This is a genomic window from Enterobacter cloacae complex sp. IR5458 (assembly GCF_049238025.1).
In the GTDB taxonomy this organism is placed as follows: domain Bacteria; phylum Pseudomonadota; class Gammaproteobacteria; order Enterobacterales; family Enterobacteriaceae; genus Enterobacter; species Enterobacter kobei.
Window position 1 is genome coordinate 1 of sequence record NZ_JBMKIF010000025.1, and the last position, 15683, is coordinate 15683.

The 15683-nt window shown below is 55.6% G+C and carries 12 protein-coding genes and 1 riboswitch; of the genes, 4 read left to right on the forward strand and 8 right to left on the reverse strand.

What is annotated here, in order from left to right; translation table 11 throughout:
* Nucleotides 1-263: 263 nt before the first annotated feature.
* Together murI and btuB are read right to left on the reverse strand one after the other, a co-directional pair.
* Nucleotides 264-1115, reverse strand: a complete 852-nt coding sequence (gene murI, locus ACOTYN_RS18795) for a glutamate racemase (RefSeq protein WP_014885682.1) — start codon at nucleotides 1113-1115, stop codon at nucleotides 264-266.
* Nucleotides 1060-2910 carry a TonB-dependent vitamin B12 receptor BtuB gene (gene btuB, locus ACOTYN_RS18800; protein WP_071922785.1) on the reverse strand — a complete coding sequence of 617 codons (1851 nt, stop codon included), beginning with the start codon at nucleotides 2908-2910 and terminating at the stop codon, nucleotides 1060-1062. The genes murI and btuB overlap by 56 nt, the downstream gene beginning before the upstream one ends.
* A gap of 66 nt (nucleotides 2911-2976) precedes the next feature.
* Nucleotides 2977-3152: riboswitch (cobalamin riboswitch) on the reverse strand.
* A 104-nt stretch (nucleotides 3153-3256) separates the two neighbouring features.
* On the opposite strand from btuB, the gene trmA reads away from it, so the two are divergent.
* A complete protein-coding gene (gene trmA / locus ACOTYN_RS18805) occupies nucleotides 3257-4357 on the forward strand; it encodes a tRNA (uridine(54)-C5)-methyltransferase TrmA (RefSeq protein ID WP_071922784.1) in 1101 nt (366 codons plus the stop codon).
* A gap of 56 nt (nucleotides 4358-4413) precedes the next feature.
* On the opposite strand, the gene ACOTYN_RS18810 is transcribed toward trmA, so the two are convergent.
* Together ACOTYN_RS18810 and fabR are read right to left on the reverse strand one after the other, a co-directional pair.
* On the reverse strand, nucleotides 4414-4773 hold the full coding sequence (locus ACOTYN_RS18810; protein WP_008501783.1) for a YijD family membrane protein: 360 nt from the start codon (nucleotides 4771-4773) through the stop codon (nucleotides 4414-4416).
* Nucleotides 4774-4782: 9 nt separating this feature from the next.
* On the reverse strand, nucleotides 4783-5421 hold the full coding sequence (gene fabR, locus ACOTYN_RS18815) for an HTH-type transcriptional repressor FabR (RefSeq protein WP_008501784.1): 639 nt from the start codon (nucleotides 5419-5421) through the stop codon (nucleotides 4783-4785).
* A gap of 196 nt (nucleotides 5422-5617) precedes the next feature.
* Between fabR and sthA the strand changes: the two genes are divergently transcribed.
* Nucleotides 5618-7018 carry a Si-specific NAD(P)(+) transhydrogenase gene (gene sthA, locus ACOTYN_RS18820; RefSeq protein WP_014885685.1) on the forward strand — a complete coding sequence of 467 codons (1401 nt, stop codon included), beginning with the start codon at nucleotides 5618-5620 and terminating at the stop codon, nucleotides 7016-7018.
* Here the strand turns inward: sthA and oxyR are convergent.
* From oxyR to argC, 4 genes are all read right to left on the reverse strand, one after another.
* The gene (gene oxyR / locus ACOTYN_RS18825) at nucleotides 7001-7918 is read right to left on the reverse strand and encodes a DNA-binding transcriptional regulator OxyR (protein ID WP_014885686.1); all 918 of its coding nucleotides are present in this window, start codon (nucleotides 7916-7918) and stop codon (nucleotides 7001-7003) included. The two genes, sthA and oxyR, sit on opposite strands and share 18 nt — an antisense overlap.
* 325 nt (nucleotides 7919-8243) lie before the next feature.
* On the reverse strand, nucleotides 8244-9617 hold the full coding sequence (gene argH / locus ACOTYN_RS18830) for an argininosuccinate lyase (protein WP_014885687.1): 1374 nt from the start codon (nucleotides 9615-9617) through the stop codon (nucleotides 8244-8246).
* Nucleotides 9618-9694: 77 nt separating this feature from the next.
* Complete coding sequence (gene argB / locus ACOTYN_RS18835) at nucleotides 9695-10471, reverse strand: acetylglutamate kinase (protein WP_086527814.1); 777 nt, start codon at nucleotides 10469-10471, stop codon at nucleotides 9695-9697.
* A gap of 6 nt (nucleotides 10472-10477) precedes the next feature.
* Entirely contained in the window at nucleotides 10478-11482 is a 1005-nt protein-coding gene (gene argC, locus ACOTYN_RS18840; RefSeq protein WP_023331592.1) for an N-acetyl-gamma-glutamyl-phosphate reductase, read from the reverse strand.
* 88 nt (nucleotides 11483-11570) lie between these two features.
* Between argC and argE the strand changes: the two genes are divergently transcribed.
* Nucleotides 11571-12722: an acetylornithine deacetylase gene (argE, locus tag ACOTYN_RS18845; protein ID WP_014885690.1), complete on the forward strand. Its 1152-nt coding sequence runs from the start codon at nucleotides 11571-11573 to the stop codon at nucleotides 12720-12722.
* Nucleotides 12723-12993: 271 nt separating this feature from the next.
* Nucleotides 12994-15645, forward strand: a complete 2652-nt coding sequence (gene ppc, locus ACOTYN_RS18850; protein WP_014885691.1) for a phosphoenolpyruvate carboxylase — start codon at nucleotides 12994-12996, stop codon at nucleotides 15643-15645.
* The last annotated feature ends 38 nt before the right edge of the window (nucleotides 15646-15683 follow it).

A 15683-nucleotide genomic window follows, 5' to 3' on the forward strand; every position in this document is an offset into this window, starting at 1 on the left:
TGTCTGATAAATTGTTAAAGAGCAGTTGCAACGCGGCTTTCAGCTCACCGTTGCGAGGTCCCGTATATTACGTTTTCCTCATTCAGAGTCAAGCGATTATTTTTGCTTTTCTCTGTTGGCGTTCATCTCTGAACCCCGCTAACCCGGCGGCCTGTAAGCCGTTGTTCCGTGTCAGTGGAGGCGCATTATAGGGAGTTCTCAGACGTTGACAACCCCTCTTTTAAAAAAAACTTTCAACCGTCTCTTTTTTGCTCAAAACCGTGCTATAGCGCCAGTTTTTCGAGCGTTTGAAAGCCATAACGGCGTAAAACGGGTAAAAGTTGCTCAGTCTCTTTCGTAATTGCCATACAAAAAGCAATATTCGCATCGGCTGATTTCGCATCAGGCGCTTCATGTTCCAGCAGCCAGGCCGTACGACGCGCGATAGCCGCACCGGAATCCACCAGCCGTGTTCCCTCCGGCAGTACCTCTAACAGCTCTTCCTGTAGTAGCGGGAAGTGGGTGCAGCCGAGCACAACCGTATCCGGGGGTTCGGGCATCCGCAACCATGGACGAAGAATACGACGCAGCTCGTCGAGTGATACCGCCTGTCCATGCAATTTCGCTTCGGCCATCTCCACCAGCTCTGCCGAACCGAGCATCGCAATCTGGCATTCGTTAGCAAAACGCTCGATCAGCTCGCGGGTATAAGGACGCTTTACCGTACCTCGCGTGGCCAGCAATCCCACAATGCCATTCGCCGTCAAACGTGCCGCAGGCTTGATTGCAGGCACGACGCCCACAACCGGGAACGGGAATTTTTCACGCAGGGCGGGAAGGGAAACGGTGCTCGCCGTATTACAGGCGATGACGGCCAGTGCAAGGGGATAGCGCTTTTGCACTGCGGTGACGATTTCAACCACGCGCTCGACGATAAAGTCCTCACTCTTTTCCCCGTACGGGAACGCGACGTTATCGAAAGCGTAAATGTAATGGAGATCCGGCAGGAGATGCCGAATCTCATCATAGACCGAAAGCCCACCGACGCCGGAATCAAATACCAGCACGGTGGGACGCGGATTAGAAGGTGTAGCTGCCAGACAAGGTGTATTCCCGTCCTGCAGTTTGGTAGCCATAAACTGTCTCGTAATCTTTATCGAACAGGTTGGCTATTTTACCACGAACTGTGAGGTGTGAGGTGACAGGATACGAAACTGCGACATCCCACAGGCTGACACCACCCATTTTCACACGTTCTGTAGAATAGGTATTCGGATCGACCGCAACGTCATAGCGTGTACCCAAATAACGATAGGAAACATTCCAGTCGAGAACCCATACCTGCCAGTCAAGCTGATACTTAACCTGCTGCTTAGAACGGCGCGCCAGAACTTCATTGGTTTTAGTATTACGTGGGTCAACATAGTCATAGGAAATTTGGTGCCCTACCGGACCGGTATCAAACTGCGCAGTGGCTTCAATCCCTTTGATACGGGCTTCGTCCACATTGTAGTAACGGTAGTTTGCGTCGTAGCCAATTAGGTTATCAATGTCGTTACGATAACCCGTTACGCGCCAGTTAACCGGCCCCGTCAGACCTTCAAAGCCTCCTTCCCACTGTTTGCTCTCTTCAGGCTTAAGGTCAGGATTGCCATATTTCTCACTGTGAATCTGGCTCATCGTCGGTGCTTTATAAGCCGTGCCATATGAACCAATAATCCGGTAACCATCGATAAACTCCCACGCAGCACTGGTTTGCCACGTAGCATGATTGCCAAAATTCGAGTTATCATCGTTACGTGCCGCAGCTTCTAACGTGATGCTGTCAAATTGCTGCATCGCCGAGAGGAAGACGCCCGTATTGCGCTGCTCATAGCCGTTATCCATAGTGCTAGAACCAGCCTGAGTTTTTTGTTTCTGCCAGTCCAGGCCCGCACCGATATTACCATGACCTACTTCAAGGGAATTTAACCACTGTGTGGTGTACTGCTTCACATCGTCCGTCGTTGCGGAATCTGAATAACGCCCTTTCTTCGGGTCATAGTTCTGATCTTTGCTGCGACCATAACCTATGGCCAACTGCGATTTAAATATCCCCTGACTGTAGCGCAGGCCAGTATCCCAATTTTGACTGTAGAGTTGGCGCGTATCCGGTCGTCCATCAACAACAAAATTAGCATCGTAATGGTCATAGCCGTCATACGCAGTGCGATTGTCGTAACCAAAGCCGCGGAAAAAACCACTTATGCTATCGGTAATTTGCTGTTCCACAGAACCGTAAAGTGACTTACTCATAAAACCGTCACGATCCGGCTGACGCGGAGCATCTTTCGCACCGATATCGAAACCACGGGTATAAGTGTAATTACCCGCCATGGTGATTTTGGTTTTATCCAGAACCTGCTGGAAAGAACCGTCATAAGTTTGATAACCCTTAGAACCCACTCCGGCAGAAATTTCCGCGCCCGGTTTATCGCGCCCGGTGATAATGTTGATCACACCGCCAATCGCGTCGGAGCCATACAGCGCAGAACGCGGGCCGCGGATGTACTCAATGCGCTGAATCAGCGAGGTGGGGATTTGGCTAAGATCGGGAACGTTGCTGATCCCGGCATTGTTCAGCGGTACACCGTCAATCAGAACCAGAACGTGACGGGACTCAGTACCACGAATAAAAGTAGAAGAGGTCGCACCCAGGCCACCACTTTGCGCGATGTCCACTCCCGGCAAGCGCGACATGATTTCCACAACACTCTTTGCCTGCCAGCGTTCAATATCTTCTCGCGTCACAACGGACGTCGGCGCCAGAACGGTTTTTGCCGGTTGTTCAAAACGATTTGCCGTCACCACCAACGAGTCGGCGCTATCCTGCGCCCAGCCCGAAAATGCCGTGACGGACAGCGCCGTCAACAGCGATACTTTTTTAATCATTGTTAAAGCATCCACAATATAAGAAGGATGCCGCAGGCCCCATCGATAGCACGCGATGATGAAACCAAATGCGACGTGATCCCGGCAGGTCTTCGGGCTAGGTGGCGTTATACGGATGAAGACTTCCCATTTTCACAGTGTCTACAACGTTCATCCCGCCAGTCTTTACCGCTGCGCGTCAGCTCCAGAATTACACTGGATTCCCTTTTCACTCTCAGGAGACCGGAAACAGAATGCTACAATTAGACACGTATAGATGTCCAGACAGCTATGAGCCATTAAATCTGGACATCCCCTGCACAATGCCTACAATCCCCGCGTAATTCTTTATCACTCAGGACGCATCATGACCCCAGAACACCTCCCGACAGAACAGTACGACGCGCAGCTGGCAGAGAAAGTCGTCCGCCTGCAAAGTATGATGACGCCGTTCAACGCGCCCGTTCCCGAGGTGTTCCGCTCTCCCGTCAGCCACTACCGCATGCGCGCCGAGTTCCGCATCTGGCACGACGGAAATGACCTGTACCACATCATTTTCGATCAGCAGACAAAATCCCGCATTCGCGTGGACAGCTTCCCGGCGGCGAGTGAGCTCATCAACCAGCTGATGACCCTAATCATTGACGGTGTGCGCGATAATCCGGTGCTGCGTCATAAGCTGTTCCAGATTGACTATCTGACCACGCAAAGCAATCAGGCGATTGTCTCTCTGCTCTACCACAAAGCGCTGACCGACGAATGGCGCGAACAGGCAGAAGCCCTGCGCGATGCGCTGCGTGCGCAGAACATCAATGTCCACCTGATTGGCCGCGCGACCAAAACCAAAATCATGCTGGATCAGGATTACGTCGATGAGCGTTTGCCGGTGGCGGGTAAAGAGATGATTTATCGTCAGGTCGAGAACAGCTTCACTCAGCCGAACGCCGCGATGAACGTGCAGATGCTGGAGTGGGCGCTCAAGGCGACGGAAGGATCTAAAGGCGACCTGCTTGAGCTGTACTGCGGTAACGGCAACTTCTCCCTGGCCCTGGCACGTAACTTTGATCGCGTTCTGGCAACCGAAATTGCCAAGCCGTCAGTTGCCGCCGCGCAGTACAACATTGCCGCTAACCATATCGACAACGTGCAGATCATTCGTATGGCCGCAGAAGAGTTTACGCAGGCCATGAACGGCGTGCGGGCGTTTAACCGCCTGGAAGGGATCGACCTGAAGAGCTACCAGTGTGAGACGATTTTTGTCGACCCGCCGCGCAGTGGCCTGGACAGCGAAACCGAAAAGATGGTGCAGGCGTACCCGCGCATTTTGTACATCTCCTGTAACCCGGAGACGCTGTGCAAGAACCTCGAAACATTAAGCCAGACGCACAACGTTGAACGTCTGGCGCTGTTCGATCAGTTCCCGTATACGCACCATATGGAGTGCGGCGTTTTACTTACCGCACGGTAATCTGTAGGCCGTTTTTGGCAGGTGGCGCTTCGCTTACCTGCCCTACAAATAATTCATTACTCTGGTAACTGGCTCTTACGGCTACGCATGCGCGAGCCAATCCAGAATACCAGCGCCACAGACAGTACCGCAGGGAAGAAGTTAGATCCGATATCCGGGTACTCCGCACGCACCACGGTGCTATACAGCAATACGCCGAGAATAAAGCAGGCAGCGGCCAGCCCCGGTAACCCCACCGGCATGGTGCGGTTCAGGTAACGTTGATGCAGGCAGTACACCGTCAGCACCAGCGCAATAAGCGGGAAAATCGAAAACGGAACAATTGAGCTAAAAATAGCGGCAAACGTCCCATTAATGGATAAGCCAGCGATCAATGCCAGCAACAGCGTCCCTTTATCCTGACCTGACTGTTTCATTACTCACCTTCACTCTTCGGTTTGATGTGCCAGTTTCTCTTGTTCACGGCGATACCAGTAGTACGCGCCTTTGGAGATCATCCTGAGCTGCAATACCAGTCGCTCTTCGAGCTGTTTGCGTTGTTCAATGCTGACATCCAGCGCTTCGGCACCCGCGCTGAAAACAATCGTCACCATCGCCTCAGCCTGTGCTTCAGTAAACGCACGCGGCATATGGTTTTCGAGTTCAAGATAGTCGGCAAGTTCCGCGATGAAGTGCTGAATTTCACGCGCGACGGCGGCACGAAACGCCGCCGATGTGCCCGAACGCTCGCGCAAAAGCAGACGAAACGCGTTGGGGTTATTGCCAATAAATTCCATAAAGGTCGACACGGAGGTGCGTATCACGCTCCCCCCTTTGGCGATACGCTGACGTGCCTGGCGCATCAGCTGGCGCAGCATCAGACCGCTTTCATCGACCATGGTCAGGCCCAGTTCATCCACATCACGGAAATGACGATAGAAGGACGTTGGCGCAATTCCGGCCTCGCGTGCGACTTCGCGCAGGCTCAAACTGGCAAAACTCCGCTCGGCACTCAGTTGACTGAATGCGGCTTCCACCAGCGAACGCCGGGTTTTCTCTTTTTGTTGTGCTCTTACGCCCATCACGATAGTTGAATCCTTCCAAAGGCCTGCTGGCACTATACCAGAGAATAAAATTAATCTGTTTGCCTGGCTTTGTGAATGATTGTTTACGTGCGGTTTGTGCTCCACTGCCGGAAAAAAGCACAACGATAATTGGGTTACCCTGGCAATGATGTTATGATTCTGTTGCTTTTATGTATAAGAACAGGTAAGCCTTACCATGCCACATTCCTACGATTACGACGCAATAGTTATTGGTTCCGGCCCCGGCGGCGAAGGCGCTGCTATGGGTCTGGTGAAACAGGGAGCCAGAGTAGCGGTCATTGAGCGCTACCATAATGTCGGCGGCGGTTGCACCCACTGGGGCACCATCCCTTCAAAAGCCCTCCGCCACGCCGTTAGCCGCATTATCGAATTTAACCAGAACCCTCTTTACAGCGACCACTCCCGACTTCTTCGTTCCTCCTTTGCCGACATCCTGAATCATGCGGATACCGTCATTAACCAGCAGACGCGCATGCGCCAGGGGTTTTATGAGCGTAACCACTGTGAGATTTTGCAGGGCAACGCGCATTTTGTGGATGAACACACCCTGGCACTTGAATGCCACGACGGTTCGGTTGAGACACTCACCGCCGAAAAATTTGTGATTGCCTGCGGATCGCGCCCTTACCACCCGGCCGACGTCGACTTCTCGCACCCGCGCGTTTACGACAGCGACTCGATTCTGAGCCTGCACCATGAACCCCGCCACGTCATTATCTATGGCGCAGGGGTCATTGGCTGCGAATATGCGTCGATCTTCCGCGGAATGGATGTCAAAGTTGATCTCATCAACACGCGCGACCGCCTGCTGGCATTCCTCGATCAGGAGATGTCAGACTCTCTCTCCTACCACTTCTGGAACAGCGGCGTGGTGATTCGCCACAACGAAGAGTACGAGAAGATTGAAGGTTGCGACGACGGTGTGATCATGCACCTCAAGTCCGGTAAGAAGCTGAAAGCGGACTGCCTGCTGTACGCCAACGGTCGTACCGGCAACACCGATTCCCTGCAGCTGGAGAATATCGGACTTGAGACCGACAGCCGCGGTCAGCTGAAGGTCAACAGCATGTACCAGACTGCCCTGCCGCACGTTTACGCGGTCGGCGACGTGATTGGTTACCCAAGCCTGGCCTCTGCCGCTTATGACCAGGGCCGTATTGCCGCACAGGCGCTGGTGAAAGGTGAAGCGACGGCGCATCTGATCGAAGATATCCCGACCGGCATCTATACCATTCCGGAAATCAGTTCCGTAGGGAAAACCGAGCAGCAGCTGACGTCAATGAAAGTGCCATATGAGGTGGGTCGCGCGCAGTTTAAACATCTGGCGCGGGCGCAAATTGTCGGAATGAGCGTGGGGACGCTGAAAATCCTGTTCCATCGCGAGACGAAAGAGATCCTCGGCATTCACTGCTTTGGTGAACGCGCGGCGGAAATCATTCACATCGGCCAGGCGATTATGGAGCAAAAAGGCGGCGGTAACACCATTGAGTACTTCGTTAACACCACCTTTAACTACCCGACTATGGCGGAAGCCTATCGGGTCGCCGCGCTGAACGGCTTAAACCGCCTGTTTTAACGCGTTATCGAAATGGCCATCCATCGCACCGCGGATGGCCTCTGCCAGCTGCTCATAGCGGCTGCGCAGCGGTGACCCCGGACGATAAACAAGGCCGATCGTGCGACGCGGTTCCGGCTTAATGCACGGCAGATAAACCACGCCATCACGCTTACGCTCGCGCGGCACGGCCAGCGCAGGCAGCAGCGTAATCCCGCTTCCCGCCGCCACCATATTACGCAGCGTTTCCAGGCTGGTTGCGCGGAAATGGGTATCTTCGTCGGCACCCGCTTCAAAGCAAAAGCCCATTGCCTGATCGCGCAGACAGTGGCCATCTTCCAGCATCAGCAGCTTTTCACCGGCCAGATCGGCCATCGGCACGCGATCGCGGTTCGCCCACGGGTGATCTTCATAGATCGCCAGCATCATTGGCTCATCGAACAGCGGCACTTCAATAAACGCTTCGCTCTCTTTCACCAGCGCCAGAATAGCGCAGTCAAGCTTGCCGCTATCTAACTGCGCCAGCAGTTGATGGGTTTGCGCTTCATGCAGGTACATTTCGAGTTTTGGGAAAGTCTGGTGCAACATTGGAATGATGTGCGGCAAAAGATACGGGCCAACGGTTGGGATCAGGCCAATATGCAGTGGGCCGGACATCGCTTCCCCCTGCTGGCTTGCCATTTCCTTGAGCACTTTGACCTCGCGCAGCACGGTGCGCGCCTGATCCACCAGCAACAAACCGGCCTGGGTGAACAGTACCTTACGACTGGTGCGCTCCAGCAGCATCACGCCCAGCTCATCTTCCAGCTTGCGGATCTGACCGCTCAGCGTCGGCTGGCTGACGTGGCAGGAATCTGCAGCACGGCGAAAATGGCGGTGCTCGGCTAGCGCTACCAGGTATTCAAGATCACGAATATTCATTATTCATCCTCCGTCGCCACGATAGTTCATGGCGATAGATAGCATAGCAACGAACGATTATCCCTATCAAGCTTTCTGTTGAATAATACACCACATAGACGAGGCGGCACGTGTTTGACCCTTGACGTCCCCGCACCGTCATCGAGTTTCTCTCAAAACTCGAACAACTAAAGCCAACGTGAACTTTTGCGGACCCCGTGGTCCGCTTTTTTTTGCACAAAAAAGCCCGAGGTAAACGCAAAATGGCAACCGAAGTTGCCATTTTTAGTGTTTGCTCCCTCTCCCTATGGGAGAGGGCCGGGGTGAGGGCACCCACCCGCACCGATCAAACCAACCGGTTTTTCGCATCCATAATCGCCTGAGCGACCTGCTTCGGCGACACGCCGCCTTTCGCGGCACGCTTATCCAGGCAGGATTGCAGCGCCAGAATCGGATAGACATCCTCCCCGATAGCCGCACTGAACTTCTGCAGGTCAGCAAGCGCCAGGTCTTCCAGCGGTTTACCCTGACGAATCGCCTCCACCACCGCTTCGCCCACAATATGGTGCGCTTCACGGAACGGTACGCCCTTCGCGACCAGGTAATCCGCCAGTTCGGTAGAGTTCGCATAGCCTTGCTGCGCCGCTTCCTGGCAGCGCGGACGTTTCACCTGAATGCCGTCCAGCACCAGGGCGCCCATATGCAGACAGTCCAGCCAGGTGTCGAGCGCGTCGAACAGCCCTTCTTTGTCTTCCTGCATATCTTTGTTGTACGCCAGTGGCAACCCTTTCAGGGTCATCATCATACCGGTCAGTGCGCCCTGCACACGGCCACACTTGCCGCGAATCAGCTCCAGCGCGTCCGGGTTTTTCTTCTGCGGCATCAGGGAAGATCCGGACGTCACGCGGTCGGACAGCTCCACAAAACCGGCTTCACCGGAGTTAAAGAAGATCAGGTCTTCGGCAAAGCGCGACAGATGCACCATCCCGATAGACGCATTGGAGAGCAGCTCCAGTACATGGTCACGGTCAGAGACGCTGTCCAGGCTGTTACGGGTGGCGGACGCAAAGCCCAGCCAGCCTGCGAGCTGTTCACGGTCGATTTCATACGCGGTACCGGCCAGCGCGCCGCTGCCCAGCGGGCTGACGTCCAGACGTTTCAGGGTGTCCTGCAGACGGCTTTCGTCACGCGCCAGCATCTCAACATAGGCCAGACACCAGTGGGCAAAGGTCACCGGCTGCGCGCGCTGCAGGTGGGTATAGCCCGGCATCACGGCGTCCTGGTTGTTCTGCGCGGTCTCTACCAGCGCGCTCTGCAGCTGACGGTTAGCTGCCAGCAGCTCGCCAACGGTCTCTTTACACCACAGCTTCAGGTCGGTCGCAACCTGGTCGTTACGGCTACGGCCGGTGTGTAGCTTTTTACCCAACTGACCGACTTTGTCGATAAGTTTGCCTTCCACCCAGCTGTGAATATCCTCGGCATCGCTCTGCAGGATTTGCTGCGGATCCAGACGCACCTCTTCCAGAAGGTTATTCAGCGCCTCTTCCAGTTGTAGCTGCTCCTCTGCGGTCAGCACGCCAACGGTCACCAGCGCTTTGGACCAGGCCACAGAGCCGACAATATCCTGTTCGGCCAGGCGGTAGTCGAAGCGCAAAGAGTCATTGAACTGTTTGAACCGCTGATCCGCTGCCTGTGTAAAACGCCCACCCCAAAGTGCCATAACATGCTTCCTTAATATCTTTGAATTTCATTGCCCGGTGGCGCTGCGCTTACCGGGCCTACAAAACATTAAATCGATTACGCTAAAATACGCGTGCCAATCGGCGTGCCGTTAAACAGCGCCGGCAGTTGTTCCGCGTGACGCCAGGAGGCGATATCCACCGGGCGACCCAGCGTGCGAGCGGCATCCAGCGCGGCGTTCACTTTGACGATCATGCCGTCAGTAATGATGCCCTGCGCGATCAGCTGTTCGGCTTTGGCCGCGGTCATTTCCGCGATGCGCTGGCCTTTGCCGTCCAGAATGCCGCTCACGTCGGAAAGCAGGATCAGGTCTGCGCCCAGCGTAGCCGCCAGAGCCGTTGCCGCCTGATCCGCGTTAACGTTCATCAGCTCGCCCTCTTCGGTCACGCCGATAGAGCTCACCACTGGCAGGAAACCACCTTCCAACAGCGTGTTAATCAGCTTAGGCGAACCCGGCTGCGCCAGTCCAACGTGGCCGAGCTCTTCATCGAGCTGGGTCACTTTTACGCTGTCGCCATCCCCCAGACAGAGGCCCACGGAGGCAATGTGATGTTTCTTCGCCCATGCCAGCAGCGTTTTGTTCGCCGTTCCCGCCAGCGCGCCGGTAATGATGTCAATCTGGTCAGCGGGCGTGACGCGCAGGCCGTTTTTCTTTTTCACCGGCAGGTTGAGCCCTTTCATCAGCTCATCTACCACGCAGCCGCCGCCGTGCACAATCACCAGCGGACGTTGGTGTGATTCACGATAGTTCACCAGCGCGGTAAACAGACGCTCCAGCGCTTCTTCGCTGTCCAGCAGTACACCACCGAGTTTGATAATTAATGGGTTCATCATCACACCTTAAATAAGAGCCTGCGTTTCAGGGAAGCCGAAACGAATATTTGCACACTGCATTGCCTGTGCGGCAGCGCCTTTGAGTAAGTTATCTTCTGCAGCGACCACAATCAGGTGCTCGCCCTGTACGGCAAAGCCGATGTCGCAGAATGGCAGCCCGACCACATTTTTCAGCGCCGGCACGCCTTTGTCATACAGACGCACCAGCGGTTTATCCGCATACGCCTGCGTGAAGACCTCGCTCACCTGCTCTTTGGTCACGCCCGGTTTCAGGCGGCAGGTGATGGTTTCAAGGATCCCGCGCGGGAAGCTGCCCAGATGCGGCGTGAAAATGACGTCCGTACCCAGATGCGTCGTGATTTCAGGGTGATGGCGGTGATTAAACACGCCATACGGCTGAAGGCTCACTTCGCAGAAGCTATTAGAGATCGCCGCTTTGCGCCCTGCTCCGCTCACGCCGCTGGTGGCATTGATCACCGGCCACTGGTTCAGATCCAGCAGACCTGCGTCGATCAGCGGTTTCAGGGAAAGTTGCGCCGCCGTCGGGTAGCAGCCCGGCACGGCAATCAGATCCGCTTCTTTGAGTTTGTCTGTGCTCCACTCCGCCAGGCCGTAAACCGCTTTTTCAAGCAGATCGGGGTGCTGATGGGTGAAACCGTAATATTTTTCGTAGAACGCGCCGTCGTTAACGCGGAACGCGCCGGAGAGATCGAACACCACGCAGCCGGCTGCCAGGAACTGCGGTGCCAGGTCATGACTGACTTCGTGCGCAGTGGCTAAAAACACCACGTCAACGCCGTCGGTGAACTCACTGATGTCAGACATCGGCTGCAGCGGCAGATCGACAATGCCCAAAAGCCACGGATGCAAATCGGAAATTAACTTTCCTGCATCATTGCTTTGCGCTGACACGGTCAAAGCGGTTATGGTCATATGTGGATGGCGATTCACGTAGCTTACAAGCTCTGCGCCCGCATAACCGCTAGCGCCTACAATCAGCGTATTCAACATCGGGTTCCTTTATGCTCAACGTTAATGTATTTTTATTCACATTTATTGCATGAATATTGATACTATCACGACCTAAGGTGTGTCAACAATGAAAATGAACTTACCGCCATTTATCGAGATCTACCGCGCCCTGATTGCCACACCGTCCATCAGTGCAACGGAAGAAGCGCTGGATCAAAGCAATGAGTCTTTAATCAATCTGCTGGCGGGTTGGTTTAGCGATCTTGGGTTTAACGTTGAGGTACAGCCCGTCCCCGGAACCCGTCATAAATTTAACCTGCTGGCCAGCACCGGAACCGGTGCGGGCGGCCTGCTGCTTGCCGGTCATACCGACACCGTGCCGTTTGACGATGGCCGCTGGACCCGCGATCCGTTCACCCTGACCGAGCACGACAACAAACTCTATGGTCTCGGCACCGCCGACATGAAAGGCTTCTTCGCCTTTATCCTCGACGCGCTGCGTGACGTGGACGTGACAAAACTGAAAAAGCCGCTCTACATTCTGGCGACCGCCGACGAAGAGACCAGCATGGCGGGCGCGCGCTACTTCTCTGAAAACACGTCGATTCGCCCGGATTGCGCCATTATCGGCGAGCCGACGTCACTGCAACCGATTCGCGCGCACAAAGGTCATATCTCGACGGCCGTGCGCGTGCTGGGCCAGTCCGGTCATTCCAGCGATCCGGCGCGCGGCGTAAATGCGATTGAGCTGATGCATGACGCCATCGGGCGCATCATGACCCTGCGCGACTCGCTGAAAGAACGTTATCACTATGACGCATTCACCGTGCCGTATCCGACCCTAAACCTCGGCAGCCTGCACGGCGGCGATGCCTCCAACCGTATCTGCGCCTGCTGCGAACTGCATATGGATATCCGCCCGCTGCCGGGTATGACGCTGAGCGATCTCGACGGCTTGCTGAATGAAGCACTGGCCCCGGTGAGCGAGCGCTGGCCGGGCCGCCTGACGGTCTCCGAACTGCATCCGCCGATCCCGGGTTATGAGTGCCCTCCGGATCACCAGCTGGTTGAAGTGGTGGAAAAACTGCTTGGTGAAAAAACCGACGTGGTGAACTACTGCACCGAAGCGCCGTTCATTCAGACGCTGTGTCCGACGCTGGTCCTTGGCCCTGGCTCCATTAACCAGGCGCACCAGCCGGATGAGTATCTGGAAACCCGCTTCATCAAGCCCACTCGCGAGTTGATTACCCAGGTTGTGCACCACTTCTGCTGGCATTAAAACCGCACCGACTCTAACCCTCTCCCGGTGGGAGAGGGTTAGAGTGAGGGCAACAAATCGCATGATCTCCGTCACATTCCCATAAGCATCTCTTATCTGACGCAATGCGAATTAAATTTCGTAAATTGCCCGCATTTATTCGTTTGCTGAACCGTTTTCGCAGCAATTGACGACGGGGGTTTTACGTGGCTTTATAAAGGGAGATGACAAAATATTGTCCAGCAGATTTTCGCATGGGCATAAACAAAAATGATGGGGTGACTGGGTTTTTATGAACGAACAATATTCCGCGTTGCGTAGTAATGTCAGTATGCTCGGCAAAGTGCTTGGAGATACCATCAAAGATGCGTTGGGGGAAAACATCCTCGAACGCGTTGAAACCATCCGCAAGCTGTCTAAATCTTCCCGTGCCGGTAACGAGGCCAGCCGTCAGGAACTGCTCACCACCTTGCAGAACCTCTCCAACGATGAGCTGCTGCCCGTTGCCCGTGCCTTCAGCCAGTTCCTGAACCTGGCCAACACCGCTGAGCAATACCACAGCATTTCGCCTAATGGCGAAGCTGCCAGCAACCCGGAAGTGATTGCCCGTACGCTGCGTAAACTGAAAGACCAGCCCGATCTCACCGAAGCCACCATCAAAAAAGCGGTGGAGTCTCTCTCGCTGGAGCTGGTTCTGACCGCTCACCCAACCGAGATCACCCGTCGTACCCTGATCCACAAAATGGTGGAAGTGAACAACTGCCTCAAGCAGCTGGATAACAAAGACATCGCCGACTATGAACGCAACCAGCTGATGCGCCGTCTGCGCCAGCTGATTGCTCAGTCCTGGCACACCGATGAAATTCGTAAGCAACGCCCCAGCCCGGTCGACGAAGCCAAATGGGGCTTTGCGGTGGTGGAAAACAGCCTGTGGGAAGGGGTGCCGAACTACCTGCGCGAGCTGAACGAACAGCTGGAAGAGAACCTCGGCTACCGCCTGCCGGTCGACTTTGTGCCGGTACGCTTCACCTCCTGGATGGGCGGCGACCGCGACGGCAACCCGAACGTCACTGCGGAAATCACCCGTCACGTTCTGTTGCTGAGCCGCTGGAAAGCGACCGATTTGTTCCTGAAAGATATTCAGGTGCTGATTTCCGAACTGTCTATGGTCGAAGCGACGCCGGAACTGCGCGCGCTGGCCGGTGAAGAAGGCGCCAGCGAGCCGTACCGTTTCCTGATGAAAAAACTGCGCGGTCAGCTGATGGCGACTCAGGCCTGGCTGGAAGCGCGCCTGAAAGGCCAGCGTCTGCCGAAGCCGGAAGGCCTGCTCAGCCAGAACGAACAGCTCTGGGAACCGCTGTACGCCTGTTATAAATCACTCCAGGCCTGCGGGATGGGCATCATCGCTAACGGCGAATTGCTCGACACCCTGCGCCGCGTGAAATGTTTCGGTGTGCCGCTGGTGCGTATCGACGTACGTCAGGAAAGTACCCGCCATACCGAAGCGCTGGGTGAACTGACCCGCTATCTCGGCATCGGCGACTATGAAAGCTGGTCCGAAGCCGACAAACAGGCATTCCTGATCCGCGAACTCAACTCCAAGCGCCCTCTGTTGCCGCGCAACTGGGAGCCAAGCAACGAAACCCGCGAGGTGCTCAACACCTGTAAAGCGATCGTGGACGCACCGAAAGGATCGGTGGCCGCCTATGTGATCTCCATGGCGAAGACCCCGTCCGACGTGCTGGCCGTTCATCTGCTTCTGAAAGAAGCGGGCATCGACTATGCCCTGCCGGTGGCGCCGCTGTTTGAAACCCTCGATGACCTGAACAACGCCAACGACGTGATGACCCAGTTGCTGAACATCGACTGGTATCGCGGCTTTATTCAGGGCAAGCAGATGGTGATGATTGGCTATTCCGACTCCGCCAAAGATGCGGGCGTGATGGCGGCATCCTGGGCGCAGTATCAGGCGCAGGATGCACTGATTAAAACCTGCGAGAAAGCCGGTATTGAGCTGACGCTGTTCCACGGACGCGGTGGCTCAATCGGCCGCGGCGGCGCACCTGCACACGCGGCACTGCTGTCGCAGCCGCCAGGCAGCCTGAAAGGCGGCCTGCGCGTGACCGAGCAAGGTGAGATGATCCGCTTCAAATACGGCCTGCCGGAAGTGACCATCAGCAGTCTGTCGCTTTATACCAGCGCCATTCTGGAAGCAAACCTGCTGCCACCGCCGGAGCCGAAAGCGTCCTGGTGCCATATCATGGACGAACTGTCGGCGATCTCCTGCGATCTTTACCGTGGCTACGTGCGTGAAAATAAAGATTTTGTGCCTTACTTCCGCTCGGCAACTCCTGAGCAGGAACTGGGTAAACTGCCGCTGGGCTCGCGTCCGGCGAAGCGTCGCCCGACCGGCGGCGTAGAGTCACTGCGCGCGATTCCATGGATTTTCGCCTGGACGCAGAACCGTTTGATGCTGCCTGCCTGGCTGGGTGCCGGTGCCGCGCTGCAGAAAGTGGTGGAAGACGGTAAACAGAACGAACTGGAAACCATGTGCCGCGACTGGCCATTCTTCTCTACCCGTCTGGGTATGCTGGAGATGGTCTTCTCGAAAGCTGACCTGTGGCTGGCGGAATACTACGATCAGCGTCTGGTTAAGCCTGAGCTGTGGGCGCTGGGTAAAGAGCTGCGCGAACTGCTGGAAGGCGACATCAAAGTGGTGCTGGATATCGCCAACGACTCACACCTGATGGCAGACCTGCCGTGGATCGCCGAGTCTATCCAGCTGCGTAACATCTACACCGACCCGCTGAACGTCCTGCAGGCAGAGCTGCTGCACCGTTCTCGTCTGGCGGAAGAAGAAGGTAAAGAGCCGGATCCTCGCGTTGAGCAGGCGCTGATGGTGACGATTGCGGGCGTTGCGGCGGGTATGCGTAACACGGGCTAATCCGCTATGCCGGGGGGGGCTTGCGCCCACCCGGCAAT

Excerpts from the sequence above, each read along its gene's own strand:
- murI (WP_014885682.1), bottom strand. The coding sequence starts at position 1,115 with ATGGCTACCAAACTGCAGGACGGGAATACACCTTGTCTGGCAGCTACA.
- btuB (WP_071922785.1), bottom strand. The coding sequence starts at position 2,910 with ATGATTAAAAAAGTATCGCTGTTGACGGCGCTGTCCGTCACGGCATTT.
- trmA (WP_071922784.1), top strand. The coding sequence starts at position 3,257 with ATGACCCCAGAACACCTCCCGACAGAACAGTACGACGCGCAGCTGGCA.
- ACOTYN_RS18810 (WP_008501783.1), bottom strand. The coding sequence starts at position 4,773 with ATGAAACAGTCAGGTCAGGATAAAGGGACGCTGTTGCTGGCATTGATC.
- sthA (WP_014885685.1), top strand. The coding sequence starts at position 5,618 with ATGCCACATTCCTACGATTACGACGCAATAGTTATTGGTTCCGGCCCC.
- oxyR (WP_014885686.1), bottom strand. The coding sequence starts at position 7,918 with ATGAATATTCGTGATCTTGAATACCTGGTAGCGCTAGCCGAGCACCGC.
- argH (WP_014885687.1), bottom strand. The coding sequence starts at position 9,617 with ATGGCACTTTGGGGTGGGCGTTTTACACAGGCAGCGGATCAGCGGTTC.
- argB (WP_086527814.1), bottom strand. The coding sequence starts at position 10,471 with ATGATGAACCCATTAATTATCAAACTCGGTGGTGTACTGCTGGACAGC.
- argC (WP_023331592.1), bottom strand. The coding sequence starts at position 11,482 with ATGTTGAATACGCTGATTGTAGGCGCTAGCGGTTATGCGGGCGCAGAG.
- argE (WP_014885690.1), top strand. The coding sequence starts at position 11,571 with ATGAAAATGAACTTACCGCCATTTATCGAGATCTACCGCGCCCTGATT.
- ppc (WP_014885691.1), top strand. The coding sequence starts at position 12,994 with ATGAACGAACAATATTCCGCGTTGCGTAGTAATGTCAGTATGCTCGGC.